This is a genomic window from Nocardioides luteus, assembly GCF_000960475.2.
In the GTDB taxonomy this organism is placed as follows: Bacteria; Actinomycetota; Actinomycetes; order Propionibacteriales; family Nocardioidaceae; genus Nocardioides; species Nocardioides luteus_A.
The window spans coordinates 14,325-29,241 of record NZ_JZDQ02000034.1 but is presented as its reverse complement, the minus strand read 5'-3'; the positions used below and the strand labels follow the sequence as shown (position 1 = coordinate 29,241).

General features: G+C 70.3%; 13 protein-coding genes and 1 riboswitch. Of the genes, 5 read left to right on the top strand and 8 right to left on the bottom strand.

Features of this window, described 5'->3' with window-relative positions; genetic code table 11:
• Position 1: 1 nt before the first annotated feature.
• Genes qcrB through ctaE form a run of 4 tightly spaced genes read right to left on the bottom strand, consistent with a single transcriptional unit; the run spans position 2 to position 4,446 of the window.
• Positions 2–1,729, bottom strand: a complete 1,728-nt coding sequence (gene qcrB, locus UG56_RS21365; protein ID WP_045550565.1) for a cytochrome bc1 complex cytochrome b subunit — start codon at positions 1,727–1,729, stop codon at positions 2–4.
• The gene (gene qcrA, locus UG56_RS21360) at positions 1,726–2,889 is read right to left on the bottom strand and encodes a cytochrome bc1 complex Rieske iron-sulfur subunit (protein WP_052693942.1); all 1,164 of its coding nucleotides are present in this window, start codon (positions 2,887–2,889) and stop codon (positions 1,726–1,728) included. The genes qcrB and qcrA overlap by 4 nt, the downstream gene beginning before the upstream one ends.
• Positions 2,886–3,767, bottom strand: coding sequence for a cytochrome bc1 complex diheme cytochrome c subunit (qcrC, locus tag UG56_RS21355; protein ID WP_045550566.1), 882 nt, complete (start codon positions 3,765–3,767; stop codon positions 2,886–2,888). Before qcrC ends, qcrA begins: the two co-directional genes overlap by 4 nt.
• A gap of 13 nt (positions 3,768–3,780) precedes the next feature.
• Positions 3,781–4,446, bottom strand: coding sequence for an aa3-type cytochrome oxidase subunit III (gene ctaE, locus UG56_RS21350; RefSeq protein ID WP_084101397.1), 666 nt, complete (start codon positions 4,444–4,446; stop codon positions 3,781–3,783).
• 150 nt (positions 4,447–4,596) lie between these two features.
• Between ctaE and UG56_RS21345 the strand changes: the two genes are divergently transcribed.
• Together UG56_RS21345 and trpD are read left to right on the top strand one after the other, a co-directional pair.
• Positions 4,597–5,007 carry an Rv3143 family two-component system response regulator gene (locus UG56_RS21345; RefSeq protein WP_045550567.1) on the top strand — a complete coding sequence of 137 codons (411 nt, stop codon included), beginning with the start codon at positions 4,597–4,599 and terminating at the stop codon, positions 5,005–5,007.
• Positions 5,004–6,041, top strand: a complete 1,038-nt coding sequence (gene trpD, locus UG56_RS21340) for an anthranilate phosphoribosyltransferase (RefSeq protein WP_045550568.1) — start codon at positions 5,004–5,006, stop codon at positions 6,039–6,041. Before UG56_RS21345 ends, trpD begins: the two co-directional genes overlap by 4 nt.
• A gap of 48 nt (positions 6,042–6,089) precedes the next feature.
• On the opposite strand, the gene UG56_RS21335 is transcribed toward trpD, so the two are convergent.
• Both UG56_RS21335 and UG56_RS21330 read right to left on the bottom strand, forming a co-directional pair.
• Positions 6,090–6,368 carry an Lrp/AsnC family transcriptional regulator gene (locus tag UG56_RS21335; protein ID WP_045550569.1) on the bottom strand — a complete coding sequence of 93 codons (279 nt, stop codon included), beginning with the start codon at positions 6,366–6,368 and terminating at the stop codon, positions 6,090–6,092.
• A 23-nt stretch (positions 6,369–6,391) separates the two neighbouring features.
• Complete coding sequence (locus tag UG56_RS21330; RefSeq protein WP_045550575.1) at positions 6,392–8,110, bottom strand: DEDD exonuclease domain-containing protein; 1,719 nt, start codon at positions 8,108–8,110, stop codon at positions 6,392–6,394.
• 85 nt (positions 8,111–8,195) lie between these two features.
• Between UG56_RS21330 and UG56_RS21325 the strand changes: the two genes are divergently transcribed.
• Positions 8,196–10,094, top strand: coding sequence for a hypothetical protein (locus UG56_RS21325; protein ID WP_143055142.1), 1,899 nt, complete (start codon positions 8,196–8,198; stop codon positions 10,092–10,094).
• Here the strand turns inward: UG56_RS21325 and UG56_RS21320 are convergent.
• Positions 10,075–11,985: an APC family permease gene (locus tag UG56_RS21320; protein ID WP_143055141.1), complete on the bottom strand. Its 1,911-nt coding sequence runs from the start codon at positions 11,983–11,985 to the stop codon at positions 10,075–10,077. The two genes, UG56_RS21325 and UG56_RS21320, sit on opposite strands and share 20 nt — an antisense overlap.
• An 82-nt stretch (positions 11,986–12,067) precedes the next feature.
• The gene (locus tag UG56_RS21315) at positions 12,068–13,333 is read right to left on the bottom strand and encodes an NYN domain-containing protein (protein WP_071327235.1); all 1,266 of its coding nucleotides are present in this window, start codon (positions 13,331–13,333) and stop codon (positions 12,068–12,070) included.
• A gap of 123 nt (positions 13,334–13,456) precedes the next feature.
• Here UG56_RS21315 and UG56_RS21310 point away from each other — a divergent pair, with 123 nt between their 5' ends.
• Both UG56_RS21310 and UG56_RS21305 read left to right on the top strand, forming a co-directional pair.
• Positions 13,457–13,639 carry a hypothetical protein gene (locus tag UG56_RS21310; RefSeq protein ID WP_084101403.1) on the top strand — a complete coding sequence of 61 codons (183 nt, stop codon included), beginning with the start codon at positions 13,457–13,459 and terminating at the stop codon, positions 13,637–13,639.
• A 96-nt stretch (positions 13,640–13,735) separates the two neighbouring features.
• Positions 13,736–13,914, top strand: a riboswitch (cyclic di-AMP (ydaO/yuaA leader).
• Between the two features lie 15 nt (positions 13,915–13,929).
• Positions 13,930–14,916: a C40 family peptidase gene (locus tag UG56_RS21305; RefSeq protein ID WP_045551109.1), complete on the top strand. Its 987-nt coding sequence runs from the start codon at positions 13,930–13,932 to the stop codon at positions 14,914–14,916.
• Position 14,917: the final 1 nt, after the last annotated feature.

The window sequence follows — 14,917 nt, the reverse complement described above, 5'->3', positions numbered from 1 at the left end:
ATCAGTGGCTGAGGGGCTCCTCGATCGCCGAGTGGCGGTGATCGTCGAAGTCGTGACCGTCGACCTGGTGACCCTCGTGGGCGGCCAGCGCGTGGGCCTCGTGCTCGGCGTGGTGGTGTGCCTCGCTGAGCTCCTCGGGGGTCGGCTTGTCCACGTCGTGGTCGTAGTAGAAGGCACGGAGCTTCGCGCGGAGCGACAGCTTGCCGTTCTTCTTCAGCTCCGGCTCCTCGCCGGCCCGGCCGCGGTCGCGGACGGTCATGGCGAAGGCCTCGTCCTCGGGAAGCGGAAGGTGCTTCTCGTGGTAGGCGCCCTCCGGCGTACGGATGACCGTGCCGGTCTCGTAGCCGTGCAGCAGCTTCTCGTTGTCGTGACGCTGCAGCGAGATGCACCAACGACGCGTGATGATGAACGCCACGATCGGACCCAGGAACACGAACGCCCGCAGGAAGTAGGTGATCTGGTTGATCGAGAGGTGGAACTTGATCGCGATGATGTCGTTGCCGCCGGCGGCCCAGAAGCCCGCGTAGAACGTCATCAGAGCGACGAACGTGGCGGTGCGGGTCGGAGCGTTGCGCGGGCGCTGGAGCAGGTGGTGCTCGCGCTTGTCGCCGGTGATCCAGGACTCGATGAACGGGAGCATCAGCACGACCATCCAGGCCGCCATCGGCAGCACGATGACCGGGAAGAAGATGTTCCACGACCAGGTCGAGCCCCAGAAGTGCGACTCCCAGCCCGGCATGATGCGCAGCGCGCCGTCGGGCCAGCCCATGTACCAGTCAGGCTGCGAGCCCGCGGTGACCTTGGTCGGGTCGTACGGACCGAACTTCCACACCGGGTTGAGCGAGAAGAAGGCGCCGAGCAGGGCGGTCACACCGAAGGTGATGAAGAAGAAGCCGGTCATCTTGGAGATGTAGTTCGGCACCATCGGGTAGCCGACGACGTTCTTCTCGGTGCGGCCGGGTCCAGGCCACTGGGTGTGCTTGTGGTAGATCAGCAGGATCAGGTGGGCACCGATCAGCGCCAGCAGCAGCGCCGGGATCAACAGCACGTGGATCGTGAACAGGCGCGGGATGATGTCGTCGCCCGGGAACTCGCCTCCGAAGAGGAAGAACGAGATGTAGGTCCCCACGATCGGGATCGCCATCATGAACCCGTCCGCGGCCCGGATGCCGGTGCCGGAGAGCAGGTCGTCGGGGAGCGAGTAGCCGGTGAAGCCCTCGAGCGTGCCGAGCAGCAGCAGCGTCGCGCCGATGACCCAGTTGATCTCACGCGGCTTGCGGTGCGCGCCGGTGAAGAAGACGCGCATCATGTGGATCATCATCGAGGCGATGAACAGCATCGCGGCCCAGTGGTGGACCTGACGCAGCAGCAGACCGCCGCGTACGTCGAAGGAGATGTCCAGCGTCGAGGCCATCGCCTCGGACATGTCGATGCCGCGCAGCGGGGCGTAGGAGCCCTGGTAGGTGATCTCGGCCATCGAGGGCTTGAACCACAGGGTCAGGAAGACACCCGTGACCAGCAGGACCACGAAGCTCCACAGCGCGATCTCACCCAGCATGAACGACCAGTGGTCGGGGAAGATCTTGCGGGAGAGGAACTTGCTCAGACCGCCGAGGCCGAGGCGCTCGTCCGCCCAGTTGGCGGCTGCGCCGGCCTTGGTCGGCTTGCTCGCCGGGGCAGCGGCGTTGGTGCCGTTGCTGGCGGCAACCTTGGACGTGTCGGTGCTCACTGTCCGCCCTCCTTGTAGCCGTACTGCTCAGCATCGGCGGCGTGGTCCTTGGACCAGTCGTCGAAGATCTCGTCGATGTCGTAGGTGTTGCGCTCCCAGAAGCTGACGCCCACAGGCTCAGGGTAGTCCGAGAGGGCAACGAGGAAGCCGTCCGAGTCGACGCCCAGGGGCAGCTGCGGCAGGTGACGACCGGCCGGACCGAAGATGACCTTGCCGTGGTCGGCGAGGTCGAAGGTCGACTGGTGGCACGGGCACAGCAGGTGGTGCGTGGTGCGCTCGTTCAGCGAGATCGGGCAACCGACGTGGGTGCAGATCTTGGAGTAGGCCACGATGCCGTTGACCGACCAGTTGCGGGTCACGTCGTTGACGATGTCGTTGGGGTCCATCCGCAGCAGGATCGTGGCCGCCTTCGACTTGGCGATCTGCAGCGGCGCGCCGTGGAGGCTGCCGTCGAAGATCGTCGAGGGCTCGGCGTTGACCAGGTCACCGATCTCCAGGTCGCCCGGGCGGATCGGGGTGCCGACCACGTCGCGGACGACGCGGACGCCGGCGTCCCAGACGGTGTGCTCGAGGCCGGCGCCGGCGTAGGGCTGCTCCTCGGTGATCTGGGCGTTGGTCTTGCCCAGGTCCTTGAGCATGACGATCGCGGGCAGGCCGAGCAGGGCGGCCGAGCCGATCATCGCGTTGCGGATGAATGGGCGGCGGGCCATGCCGGACTCCTGGAGCGCGGCCTTGAGCTCGGCGACGGCGACCTCGCGGGTGGCGGGGGAGGAGGCTGCCGGGTGCCGGTCCTCGGAGTGCTCGATGTCGACGACCAGCTTGCGAGCCCACTGGATGACGCCGATGCCGAGGAAGAGGAGGGCGAAGCCGAGGCTCGCTCCCAGCGCCAGGTTGGAGGCGCCGTAGCCGGCCCAGACGTCGCCGTCGTAGCCCGGCTTGATGGTGAAGTAGGCGACGACGAACAGCACCGAGCAGAGCGCGGAGAGACCGAAGAAGATGCTCACCTGGCGCTCGGCGCGCTTCTCCGCCTTCGGGTCGACGTCAGTAGGACGCCAGTGATGCTCGTGCATACCCGGGTCGGGCAGCAGCGCGTCGGTGTGCGCGTTGAGCTCGGGGTGCGAGTCGTCGTGCTTCTCGATCTCGCTGAGGTCGCTGCTCACTTGGCAGATCCCTTCTTGGTCTGGTTGGTGCGCGTGGTGTGCGCGGCGATCCAAAAGGCGAAGGCCACCAGAACGCCGAGTCCGACGATCCAGGCGACGAGGCCCTCGGTCACGGGGCCGAGCGCACCGTTGTTGAAGCCGCCGTAGTCAGGCTGCTCCTTCATCGACTCGACGTAGGAGATGACCGCCTTCTTCTCCTCCGGGCTGATGTTGCCGTCGGAGAAGGTGTCCATGGACTGCGGGCCGGTCAACATCGCCTCGTAGATGTGCTTCGGGTCGGTGTTGAGGATGCTCGGAGCCTTGCCGCCGCGCGGCATCGCGCCGCCGGCACCGGTGAAGTTGTGGCAGGCGGTGCAGTTGGTCAGGAAGATCTGGCCACCGAGGGTGACCGCCTCCTCCTTCTCCTTCTCGGAGCCGTAGGTCTCCGGGTCGTACTGCTCCTTGTCCGGGATCGACGGACCCGGGCCGAGGCTGGCGACGTACGCGGCCATCGCGTCGATCTCGTCCTGGCTGAAGCTGGGGTCCTTGACCTCGACCTGGGCGCCGGGCTGGGCCATCGGCATCCGGCCGGTGCCGACCTGGAAGTCGACGGAGGCGGCACCGACACCGATCAGGGAGGGGCCGTAGAGCTTCCCGTTCTGGGTGGTGATGCCCTCACCGTTGGAGCCGTGGCAGGTCGAGCAGTTGATCATGAAGAGCTCTTTGCCCTCGGCGACGAGAGCAGCGTTGTCCTTCTCCTGCTCGGCCTGGGAGGCCGGGGCAAGGGCGGCGTAGGCGCCGCCGGTGCTCAACAGGGCGACCAGGAGCACGGCGGCACCGGCCAACGGGCGGCGGCGGTGCCGCGACAGTCGACCGACGGAGCGGTTCAGTAGACGCACATTCAGTCCTTGGTCACTTGAGGAGGTAGATGGTCGCGAACAGGCCGATCCACACCACGTCGACGAAGTGCCAGTAGTAGGACACGACGATCGCGGAGACGGCCTGCTCGTGGGTGAAGCGCTTGGCGACGTACGTCCGGCCGAGCACGAACAGGAAGGCGATCAGGCCACCGGTGACGTGCAGACCGTGGAAGCCCGTCGTCAGGTAGAAGACCGAGCCGTAGGGGTCGTCGGGACCGGTGAAGCCGCGGTTGAGCGCGATGCCCTCCTGCACCAGGGCCGCGTACTCGGTCGCCTGGCCCGCGATGAAGACCGCGCCCATGAGGTAGGTGAGGATGAACCACTCACGCAGACCCCACAGACGGACCGCGAGCAGCGAGCCCTTACGCCCGACCTGACCTCGCTCGGCGGCGAAGACGCCGAACTGGCAGGTGAACGACGACAGCACGAGGATCGTGGTGTTGACCGCCGCGAACGGGATGTTGAGCGCCTCGGTGTTGGCATGCCACGTCTCGGGGCTGACCGAGCGGATCGTGAAGTAGGCCGCGAACAGCGCCGCGAAGAACATCAGCTCGCTTGCGAGCCAGATGATCGTCCCCACGCTGACCATGCTCGGACGGTCGTGATGCCCGTGCAGGCGGGCTGTTGGAAGAGTCGATACTGTCGCCACGCCCGCCATTATGTCCTGCCCCTTTCCCAGAGTCTTCTTGGGACCCTGTGTGTCGTGTTTCGGGCCGGTACCGCACCGGTCCCACACCCTTGAGACACCGCTCAGGTTCGGGGTGTGACATCTCGCCGCAGGCAGTGGTGTTGGCGCTAGCATCGGGGTGTGACCGACACCACCTCGAATTCTCTGAAGATCCTCGTCTACAGCGACGACGTCGACGTACGCAAGCAGGTGATCCTCGCTCTCGGACGCCGTCCGCACCCCTCCCTCCCGGAGGTGGAGTACGTCGAGGTGGCCACCGAGCCGGCGGTGCGCGCCCAGCTCGACGCCGGTGGCCTGGCGCTGGCCGTGCTCGACGGCGAGGCCGCTCCGGCCGGCGGGCTCGGGATCGCCAAGGCGGTCAAGGACGAGGTGCCGGACGCTCCGCCGATCGTGGTCCTCATCGGTCGTCCCCAGGACGCATGGCTCGCCACCTGGTCGCGTGCGGAAGCGACCGTTGCGCACCCGCTCGACCCGTTCGAGCTGGCCCGGACGGTCGTGGGACTGCTGCGGCCCGTTAACGTTGGCGCATGACGTCCGCCCCCCATTCCTGGCCTGAGGTCCTCACCACGCTGGTCGCGGGACAGTCCCTGTCCGCGCACCAGGCGGCGTGGGCGATGGGGGAGATCCTCTCCGGAGAGGCGACGACCGCCCAGATCGCCGCCTTCGCGGTGGCGCTGCGTGCCAAGGGCGAGACCGTCGACGAGCTCGCCGGCGTCGCCGACGGGATGCTGGCCAAGGCCAACCCGATCTTCGTACCCGGCCGGGTGCTCGACATCGTCGGCACCGGTGGGGACCGGTCCTTCTCGGTCAACATCTCCACGATGTCCGCGATCGTCGCGGCCGGCGCCGGAGCCAAGATCGTCAAGCACGGCAACCGGTCCGCCTCCTCCAAGTCGGGGTCGGCCGACGTGCTCGAGGCGCTCGGCATCCGGCTCGACCTCGACGTCTCGCGGGTCGGCGAGGTGGCCGAGGAGGCCGGCATCACCTTCCTGTTCGCCGCGGCCTTCCACCCCGCGATGCGCTACGCCGCCGCCGCGCGGCGCGAGATCGGCATCGCCACCGTCTTCAACCTGCTCGGCCCGCTGACCAACCCGGCGCGCCCCGCCTCCTCCGCGATCGGCTGCGCCGACGCTGCCGCCGCGCCGGTCATGGCCGGTGTCTTCGCCCGCCGTGGCACCGACGCCTGGGTCTTCCGCGGCGACGACGGCCTCGACGAGCTCACCACCACCACGACCTCACACATCTGGATGGTCTCGCAGGGCGTGGTGACCGAGGCGACCGTCGAGCCCCTCGACCACGGCATCGCCCGGGCCACCGCCGAGGACCTGCGCGGCGACGACGCCACCTACAACGCATCCGTGGTCCGTCGCCTGCTCGCCGGCGAGAAGGGCGCCGTACGCGACGCCGTGCTGCTCAACGCCGGTGCTGCTCTCGCGGTCCATGACGCCGGGTCCGGCTCCGTCGACGAGCGGCTTTCGGGTGGCATCGCCCGGGCTGCTGACGCGATCGACTCCGGGGCTGCTCAGGCTGTGCTCGACCGGTGGGTCGAAGCCACCTCGCGCTGAGGTAGATGATTACGCGCCGACTCGGCTACACGGGACGGGCTGCGCCCGTTAGTCCAGCCCGATGGAGAACGCAGCTTCCAGGTCGACCTGAGAATAGGTGCGGAAGGCGATGTGGGTCTCGGTCTCGAGCACGCCGGGGACCTTGTTGACCTTGTCGGCGACGACCGCGGCCACCTCCTCGTGGGCGTGGACGCGGACCAGGGCGATCAGGTCGATCTGGCCGGTGACGGAGTAGACCTCGCTGACGCCGTCGATGGCGGCGACGGCCTCGGCCACCTCGGGGATCTGGGAGACCTCGGCATTGATGAAGACGATCGCTGTGATCACGCAGGTCACGTTAGCCGATCGCCCTAGAGCATGGCTGCCCGCCGGCCCGCACCGCCGATCGGGCAGGTCCATTCGCCCTCGATGTGGGCGAGGCGCACGCCCGGGGACTCCAGCCAGCGCAGCACCAGCTCGGTCTCCTCGGCGCTCGCGGCCGGGACTGGGCCGGGCGCGTCCAGGACGGTCTCGGCGCTGAGCTGGAGGTCGGCGACGTAGGCGTGCGCGTTGGCCTCGCGGGGGATCACGCCGGCGCCGGCGAGGCGTCCGTGACGGACCACGTGGACCGCCCAGCGGCCGTCGTCCTCACGCCGGATCGCGGTGAGGTCGGGCAGCCGGGTCAGGCCGCTGAGCCGCTGCGTGCGCGCGGCGGCGCGCAGGTAGGACGTGAGCCGGTCGCGATGCACGGCCGCCTCCTCGAACCGTTCCTGCTCGGCCAGGCCGGTGAGCCGCTCGGTGACCGCCTCGACCACCTCGTCGGGCCGGTGGAGCAGGGACTCGCGGACGCGGGCGACCAGGGTCGCGTACGTCTCGGAGGCGACGCTCTGGTCGCACGGGCTCAGGCAGCGGTGGAGCTCGGCGAGGACGCACGGGGTCCTGGCCGGCAGGATCGGGAGCCGGTCGGCGCACTGCCGGATCGGGAAGGTGTCGTGCAGCGCCTGGAGGGCCTTCTCGGCGACCTTCCTGGAGCCGAACGGGCCGAGGTAGTCCGCGCCGTCGTCGAGCACCTGCTTGACCAGCGAGAGCCTGGGCCAGGGCTCCTGGGTGAGCTTGACGAAGTGCATCTTCTCGGGGCGACGCGAGCGGCGGTTGTAGGGCGGCTTGTGCTCGGCGATGAGCCGCAGCTCGCGCACGCCCGCCTCCAGGGCCGTCGCGCACTCGATGCCCTGGACGGTCGTGGCCAGCCCGACCATCTCGCCCATCCGGGAGCGGGTCTCGGAGGCGGTGAAGTAGGTGCGGACCCGGGTGCGGAGGTCCTTGGAGGTGCCGATGTAGAGCACCCGGCCCTTGTCGTCCTTGAACAGGTAGACGCCGGGGGCGTGCGGCAGGTCCTCGGCCAGATGGCGCTTCTTGCGCTGGGCGGTGGTGACCTTGGCCGAGAAGACGGCCAGGTCCTCGAGCGTCTGCACCCCGACGTTGCCGAGGCGCTCCATCATCCCGTGGAGCACGTCGACGGTGGCGCGGGCGTCCTGGAGCGCGCGGTGGTTGGGCGTGGTGGGGGAGCCGAAGACCCGGGCGAGCGAGCCGAGCTTGTGGTTGGGCGCCTCGTCGCGGGTGACCACCCGGCGGGCGATCTTCACCGTGTCGAGCACCTCGAACCGCGGCCACGGCCGCTCCTGCTTCGCTGCGAAGTGCTTGAGGAAACCCACGTCGAAGGGGGCGTTGTGGGCGACCAGCACGCAGCCCTCGGCGAACTCGAGGAACGCCGGCAGCACCGACTCGATGGTGGGCGAGGAGGCGACCATCGAGTTGGTGATCCCGGTGAGCACGGCGATCGAGGCTGGGATGCCGGTGTGCGGGTTGACGAGGGTCTGGAACTCGCCCAGGACCTCGCCGCCCCGCACCTTCACCGCGCCGATCTCGGTGATCATGCCGCCGTTGTCGGGGCTGTTGCCGGTGGTCTCCAGGTCGACCACGCAGAACGTCAGGTCACGCAGCGGCCTGCCGAGCTCGTCGAAGCCCCGCTGCGCCTCCCAGCCGCCGGTGGCCTGCTCGCGCTGGCGGCGGGCGACGGCCCGGGCACGCATCTCCTTGCGCGCCTCGCGCACCGCCGCCGTACTGCCCATGCGAACACATTAGCGAGTGCCACCGACAGTGCTTCGCCACTAGGGTGTGGCGCACCTGACAGGGGAGGTGTGGGTCATCGCTGCGAGAAACGGCGGCACTGAGGGGTCCGCGGGAGGGAACGAGGACCGCCCGTGGGCGCGCTGGTTCGCTCGCTCGGGCTCGCTGCAGGTCGAGCCGGCCGAGGCCGGCGAGCAGGCCAGGACGCTGCTGAGCGAGGAGGGACAGGCCGCGGCGCTGCGGTTCAACGAGCGCGTCCTCGACACGCTGACCGGCGATCTGGCCGGCCTGGTCGAGTACGTCACGGTGCTCGACGGCGCCAAGGCCGACGAGGTCCTCAACACCCAGAAGCTGATCGACCACGCCTTCGCCCGGGTCTCCGGCCAGGGCGTCGACCGGTTCGTGGCCTGGCTCGCGGAGCTGCGCACGCAAGGGCATCCGGCGATCGCGGTGCAGGCGCTGCATGCGTACGGAAGGCTGGCGGACGGCGACCTGGCCGCCGTGGCGACCTCGCTGGAGTCCGCCGCGGACCGGGTGATCCTGATCGCGGCGGCCGCGCTGCACCGGCCGCCCGAGGACGCCGCCCGGCTCGCGATCGAGACCGAGCACGACGCCTCCATCGCCTACGCCGTCATCCACGACGTGCTCCGGCAGCGGACCGTGCCCGACATCGCCCGCTTCCTCCGGGCGCTGCAGCTGCTCGGGGCGACCGAGCTGGTCAACGACACCGTCAAGCAGTTCGCGGCGACATCGAGCGGCCGCTCCAACCTCGACAAGGCCCTGCTGTACGTCGCGCTGAACGCCAGCCCCCGGCTGCGTGAGATCGCGCTGGACCTGCTCTGGCGCACCCTCGGCGCGATCGGCGACCTCGGCCGGGCGCCGGGTCCGGCCCAGCAGCAGGACCTCGTCGCGGCGTTCTGGGAGCTGTCCCCGGGCGGCCGTGTGCTGGAGGACTGGTTCAGGCTCCGCCTCGACGGCAGCGAGAACGCCGAGGAGGCGCGCGAGCAGGTGGTGCTCCTGCTGCGCGGGAGCCGCGGACCCGGCCGCGACAGCCTGCTGGCCGCCCTGGCCGGCGACGCCACCCCCATGAACCTGAAGCGCATCTGCGAGACCCTCATGGAGGAGGGCGACGAGGCGCAGGCCGCGATGATCGTCCGGGCGCTCGCGCACAGCGGCCACATCGAGCGGCTCGGCGACTTCCTCGACCGGTGGTCGTGGGCGCAGCCGTCCGCGGAGACCACCCGGAAGCTGCTCCACTGGGTGCTCACCCCGGAGGGCGCGGACCGGGAGCCGATGGGCTCCGCCGTCGTGGAGGGCATCGCCGCCTATCTCGCCGACGGCCACGGCAAGACGCTGGGCGAGGATCTCCGGCGGCAGGCCGCCACCCTGGTCAGGCTCCGCCCCGCGCAGGAGATCGTGGGGCTGCTCGAGCACGTCCCGTCGCGGGTCGGCCGGCGCGGTCGCTCGGCCGTCGCCGCCGACGTCGGCTGGAGGCTGGCCGCGGACCTGCTCGTCTACCCGGCTCCGACCGAGGAGGCGTACGTGGCCTGGTACGCCGAGTGCCTCGCCGCGCTCGAGGCCGCCGGCTTCACCGACGCCGTGCGTACGTCCTGGCACCATCTGGCCGACGAGGCGATCGACCGCCGTGGCGCCGGGCCGACGATCGCCGAGACCGCCCACCAGCTCCGTCGCAACGAGCTCGCGGACACGGCCGACCGGCTGCTGATCCGCTACCTCGACCAGGCGCAGAGCGTCACTCCCGGCGACATCGTCGGCATCACCACGCGGCTGCGGCTGCACCGCTACCCGGAGGCGAGTCGTGCCCGGGTCCTGCAGCGCTCGGTGGGGCGGTGGCAGGACCGCGCCCGGGTCGATGCCGTCGTCGAGACCCTGATCGCCGCGGGCCAGGACGAGGAGGCCGAGTGGGTCAGGGCCGGGTCGTCGTGAGCCGGGTCTGCCTGAGGTAGCGGCGGCCGGCGCCGACGAGGAGGACGAACGCGCCCGAGGCGACGATCATCACCAGGGCACGCAGGCTCCACACGCTCCAGACGGAGTCGTCGTCGATCCGGTGGCGGACGGCGCTCAGCAGCGTCAGCGCCACCAGATAGAGCGCGAGCACGACGAACGGCCGGTTCGCCGGGTCGCGGGTGACGAGCCGGGCGCCGTGGTTCCTCGCGTCGTACCAGCCCAGGCCGGGGACCCGGAGATGATGGAGCCAGGGGAGCATCAGGAGCACGAGCGATCCCCAGCCGATGACCGCCACGCCCTTCCACACCCGGTCCCACGCGGACTCGTTGACGACCAGCGCGATCGCGACGAAGGCCGCGTACGCCGCGACGGGGAGGAGCCGCTGGAGACCCGTCCCGAGCAGGTCGGAGCGTACGGCCAGGACGACGCAGGTGACCGCGTAGAGGATCAGGATCGGGATCGTGTTGAGCACGGCCAGGGTCTGCCAGTCGCCGCCCACCGCCACCAGGACGACCAGCGCGAGCACCAGGTTCACGAGCAGGATCAGCCAGAAGGAGTCGCCGGTGCGGCCGGGGAGGCGGGAGGCCCGCGGCTCGTGCAGGCCGCTGGGGACGTACCTCTCCGCGCTGAGCGCGTAGACCTCGCGGCTGAGGGCGTAGGCGAACACGATGCCCGAGCCGATCGGCGCGATGATCGCGGCCAGGCGGACCAGCACGACCAGCCAGTCCAGCGGCGCCCCGCCCAGCGTGGCCGCATCGGTCAGGCGCGCGTAGGAGGTGCCGTGCTCGGCGCCGGAGGCGGCCATGTGCTCGGCGTAGACCAGCTGGAGGGCGGAGTAGAGCAGGAACGAGCCGACGACCGTGCCGTAGACCGCCCAGCGCACCCGCCGGGCCGCCTCGCGCCGGCCGCCCCGGACCTCGCCGGTCACGTCCAGCGGCGCCTGGAAGCCGATGTAGGCGTAGATCACGCCGCTGGTGATCAGCGCGCTCAGCACGCCGGTCGAGGTGGGTCCGGCGGTCGCTCCCGAGCCGGTGAGCGGAGCCGGCGTCGCGAAGGCCAGGCACACCACGAAGACCACGGGGATGGCGATCTTGAGCAGGGTCAGCGCCGCGTTCGTACGCAGGACGAGCCGTCGCGGCAGCAGGACGAAGGCGATGATCGCGGCGGTCACCGCGACCGCCAGCGCGGAGCCGGCCCGGGTGAGCCCGCCCTCGCCGGCCAGTGCGGGGACGACCTCGGCCAGCCCGTTGACCGCCGCCGCTGCCTGGGCGGCTGGGTTGATGGCGTACGAGATCCACAGCGAGGCCGCGAGGACGATCACCACCAGCGGCCCGAAGGCGTCGTGCGGGTGGAACAGCAGCCCGCCGGTGCGCTGGGAGATGAGCCCGAACTCGACCATCACGACCGCGATGGTGAGCATGAGTACGCCGCCGGCGGCCCAGCCGAGCAGTGCGGCCTCGCCCAGGCTCTCATGCAGGCCCGGCACCGCGAGCAGCCAGCCGGAGCCGATGACACCACCCGCGGCCAGACCGACGACTTCGACCAGGCTGAGCTTGTCGCCGTCGTCGGCCGGTCGCTCCTCCTTGGCGGGCACGCCGGTGGCAGGGCTCTCGACCGGCGTGACGGGTTCGGTGGGCTCCCCGGGTCCAGCAGGGGCGACAGGAGCCGGAACCTGAGCGCGTCGCATCGCCTCGAACGCGACCGCGGTCATCAGGCCCCCGACGGCGGCGACCCAGAAGCTCGGCTCGTGCAGCAGCTCGCGAAAGCTCGGCGACTTGAGGGCGTTGAGCTGGACGCTGCCGTAGATGGACATCACGAATCCGGCGGCGCACAGGAACATCCTGGCGATCGCGTTGAGGGTGTGCCGCACGCGCTGGTCTCCCACTCCCGGTGATTCGGACGTCCGGAGAACCTATCGAATCAGGCAGGTACGCCGCAGGAAGCCGACCGGATCAGCCCAGCAGGGGCGAGAGCGAGGAGAGCGGGACGGTGCGGGCGCCGGCGCGGCGTACGTCCTTGACCACCTCGGCGTCGTCGGTGGCCACCAGGATGACGCGGCCGGCCGGCTCGGCGTCGACCAGGTCGCGGATGACGTCGTCGGCGATGACGCCCTCGGGGGAGAAGAGGACCTTGACCCCGCGCGGAGGCACCGCGGTGGGACGTACGGAGGCGGAGTGGGCGTCGAAGACGACGGTCGTCTCGGCGCCGGTGCGGGCCGCGATGGGCGCGATCGCCCGCAGCAGCCGCAGCCGCTGGGCATCGAGCGCCGAGTCGGGCCACAGGGCCTTGGAGACGTTGTAGCCGTCCACGATCAGCCGGACCCGCGGCATCGCCAGGAACTGCTCGAGGTGGGCGCTGCTGGTGACGCCGGCACCGGCGGCCGCGTCCGCGGAGGCGAGCTCGGCCTCGACCCGCTCGCCCGGGGTGCCGGTGACCGGCGGCAGGGCGAGCTCGCGCCGCAGCCCTCCGGCCGCGTCGAGCAGCGTGTCGAGCAGGAACCGGGCGCGCAGCGAGGCGTCCTCACGGTCCGTCTTGGACGTACGCCGCTCGGCGGCCGCCTCGCGCTCGAGCTTGTCGATCTGGCTGCGGAGCTGGCGCAGCTGGCGGTCGCGGGAGGCCAGCTCCTCCTCGGCCCGCGCGAGCGCCGCACGGGTCTCGCGCAGGGCCTCGTCCAGGCCCGTGCCGGCCTCGCGTGCCGCGGCCCGGGCCTCACCGAGCTTGCGGCGCAGGGCGGTGTTGTCGGCCTTGAGGTCGTCGAGGCGGGCCTTGCGGTCGGCGCGCACCTCACGGATCTCGTCCTCGGCCGCGGCGAGCTTGCCGCGCAGCCGGGCCACCTCGGCGTCGACCGCCGGCACCGCGGCGGCGTCCAGCCGGTCCAGGGCCTCCTTGAGCGAGACCTCCCAGCCGTCGGGGCGGACGAGCCAGACGACCGCGGCCGCTTCGGCCGGGTCCTCGGGCAGCACGATGTCGTCGGGGGCCTCCTCGGAGACGTAGGCCGGGCGCAGCTGGCTGCCGACCTTCTCCCGCACCTCCTCGTCGTTCTCGAGCACCGAGGCGATCATCGCGCCGCCGGCCTTGGCGCGCCGGGCGGGCGCGAAGTCGGCGATCCGCTTGAGCGCGGGCGGGAGGCGCACCACGTCGGGAAGCACCCCGGCCGTGAGCGCGACGATGCGCCCCCGGACCGTGTCGGGGAGCGTCGCGTACGCAAAGACCTCCATGTGCCAAGTGTAGGGACCCGGTCCGCGATCGCCGCCTCGAATACCGTGCTGCGATGGTGATGACACGCCGCACGCAACCGTACGAAAGCAAAAATGTCGGTGCTCGGTGAGACCGTCACTCACATGACGACGAGAATCGACTGTGACACCTGCCTCGTGCGTGGTCTGGCGTGCCACGACTGCGTGGTCACCGTGCTGCTGGGGCCGCCCCCGGAGCTGACCATCGAGGACGAGGAGCGCCGCGCGCTCGACGTGCTGGCCGAAGGCGGCCTGGTCCCGCCCCTTCGGATGGTGGAAGGGATGTAGCCGAACTTTTGGGCGTGGGTGGTTGGCAGGTGGGGGATCCCGTCGGCTAATGTGCGCAGGAACTTGGCACTCGTGCCAGTGGGTCAACCGGCCCACGCGGGTGCCGCGCTTAGTCCAGGTCCGCTTCGGGGCGGGCCAGGAGCCGGGGAACCACACCGATCATCTGGGGTGTATCCGCCGCGAGAGCGATCCGGGAGACCGGGTCGAGGAGCGGTGGTAGGGCAGGTCGTGCCTGAACCCGTCAGCTCACCCGGTAGGCGTCAACGACTACACAAGGAGACCATCCGCTCGTGACACGCGACCGGAAGCGACTCGTTGCCGGGGCCGCCGGCATCGCCGCCATCGGAATCGCCGGGATCATCCCCGCTGCGACGCCCGCCCAGGCAGAACCAGACATCGACGACGTTCGTGAGAAGGTCGACAAGCTCTACACGCAGGCCGAGGCGGCCAACGAGGACTACAGCAACGCCAAGCTGCGGCTGCAGGACCTCAAGGACCAGCTGGAGGACCTCAACTCCGACGAGAAGCGTCAGAGCAAGGAGCTCGACAAGATCCGCGCCGAGCTGCGTGACTCCGTGCTGCGGCAGTTCGAGGGCTCCGACGTCTCCGCCGTCGGCCAGGTGATCACCTCCGACGACCCGCAGGAGTTCCTCGCCGGTCTGGCCACCGTCTCGTCCTACAACGCGCTGCAGGCCGATCTGCTGGCTCGCTACAACACCGAGGCCGAGGCCCTCCAGGTGCGTCGCGAGGCCACCGAGGACGCCAAGGCCCAGGTGGCCAAGATCAAGTCGACCATGCAGCAGAAGAAGAGCGAGATCGACAAGAAGTACGAGGCGGCCCAGGCCGAGCTCGACCAGCTCGAGGCCGACCAGCTCGAGGAGTTCCAGTCCGGCGACACGAGCATCCCGGGCAACCTGCCGGCTCCGTCGGGCCGTGCCAAGATCGCCGTCGACTACGCCCTCGACCAGGTCGGTGACTCCTACGTCTACGGCGCCACCGGCACCGAGTCGTGGGACTGCTCCGGCCTCACCATGGTCGCCTGGGGCCAGGCCGGCGTCTCGCTGCCGCACTCCTCCTCGGCGCAGTACAGCAGCGGCCCCTCGGTGCCGCGCGACCAGCTCGCCCCCGGCGACCTGGTCTTCTACTACAGCCCGATCAGCCACGTCGGTATGTACATCGGCAACGGCATGATCGTGCACGCCTCCAACCCGAGCACCGGTGTGAAGGTCTCCCCGATGGACGAGATGCCCTACACGGGCGCCGTCCGCCCGGGCTGAG

Coding starts and splice junctions, on each gene's coding strand:
- UG56_RS21315 (WP_071327235.1), bottom strand. CDS start 13,333: ATGGAGGTCTTTGCGTACGCGACGCTCCCCGACACGGTCCGGGGGCGC.
- UG56_RS21310 (WP_084101403.1), top strand. CDS start 13,457: ATGACGACGAGAATCGACTGTGACACCTGCCTCGTGCGTGGTCTGGCG.
- UG56_RS21330 (WP_045550575.1), bottom strand. CDS start 8,110: ATGCGTGCCCGGGCCGTCGCCCGCCGCCAGCGCGAGCAGGCCACCGGC.
- ctaE (WP_084101397.1), bottom strand. CDS start 4,446: ATGGCGGGCGTGGCGACAGTATCGACTCTTCCAACAGCCCGCCTGCAC.
- trpD (WP_045550568.1), top strand. CDS start 5,004: ATGACGTCCGCCCCCCATTCCTGGCCTGAGGTCCTCACCACGCTGGTC.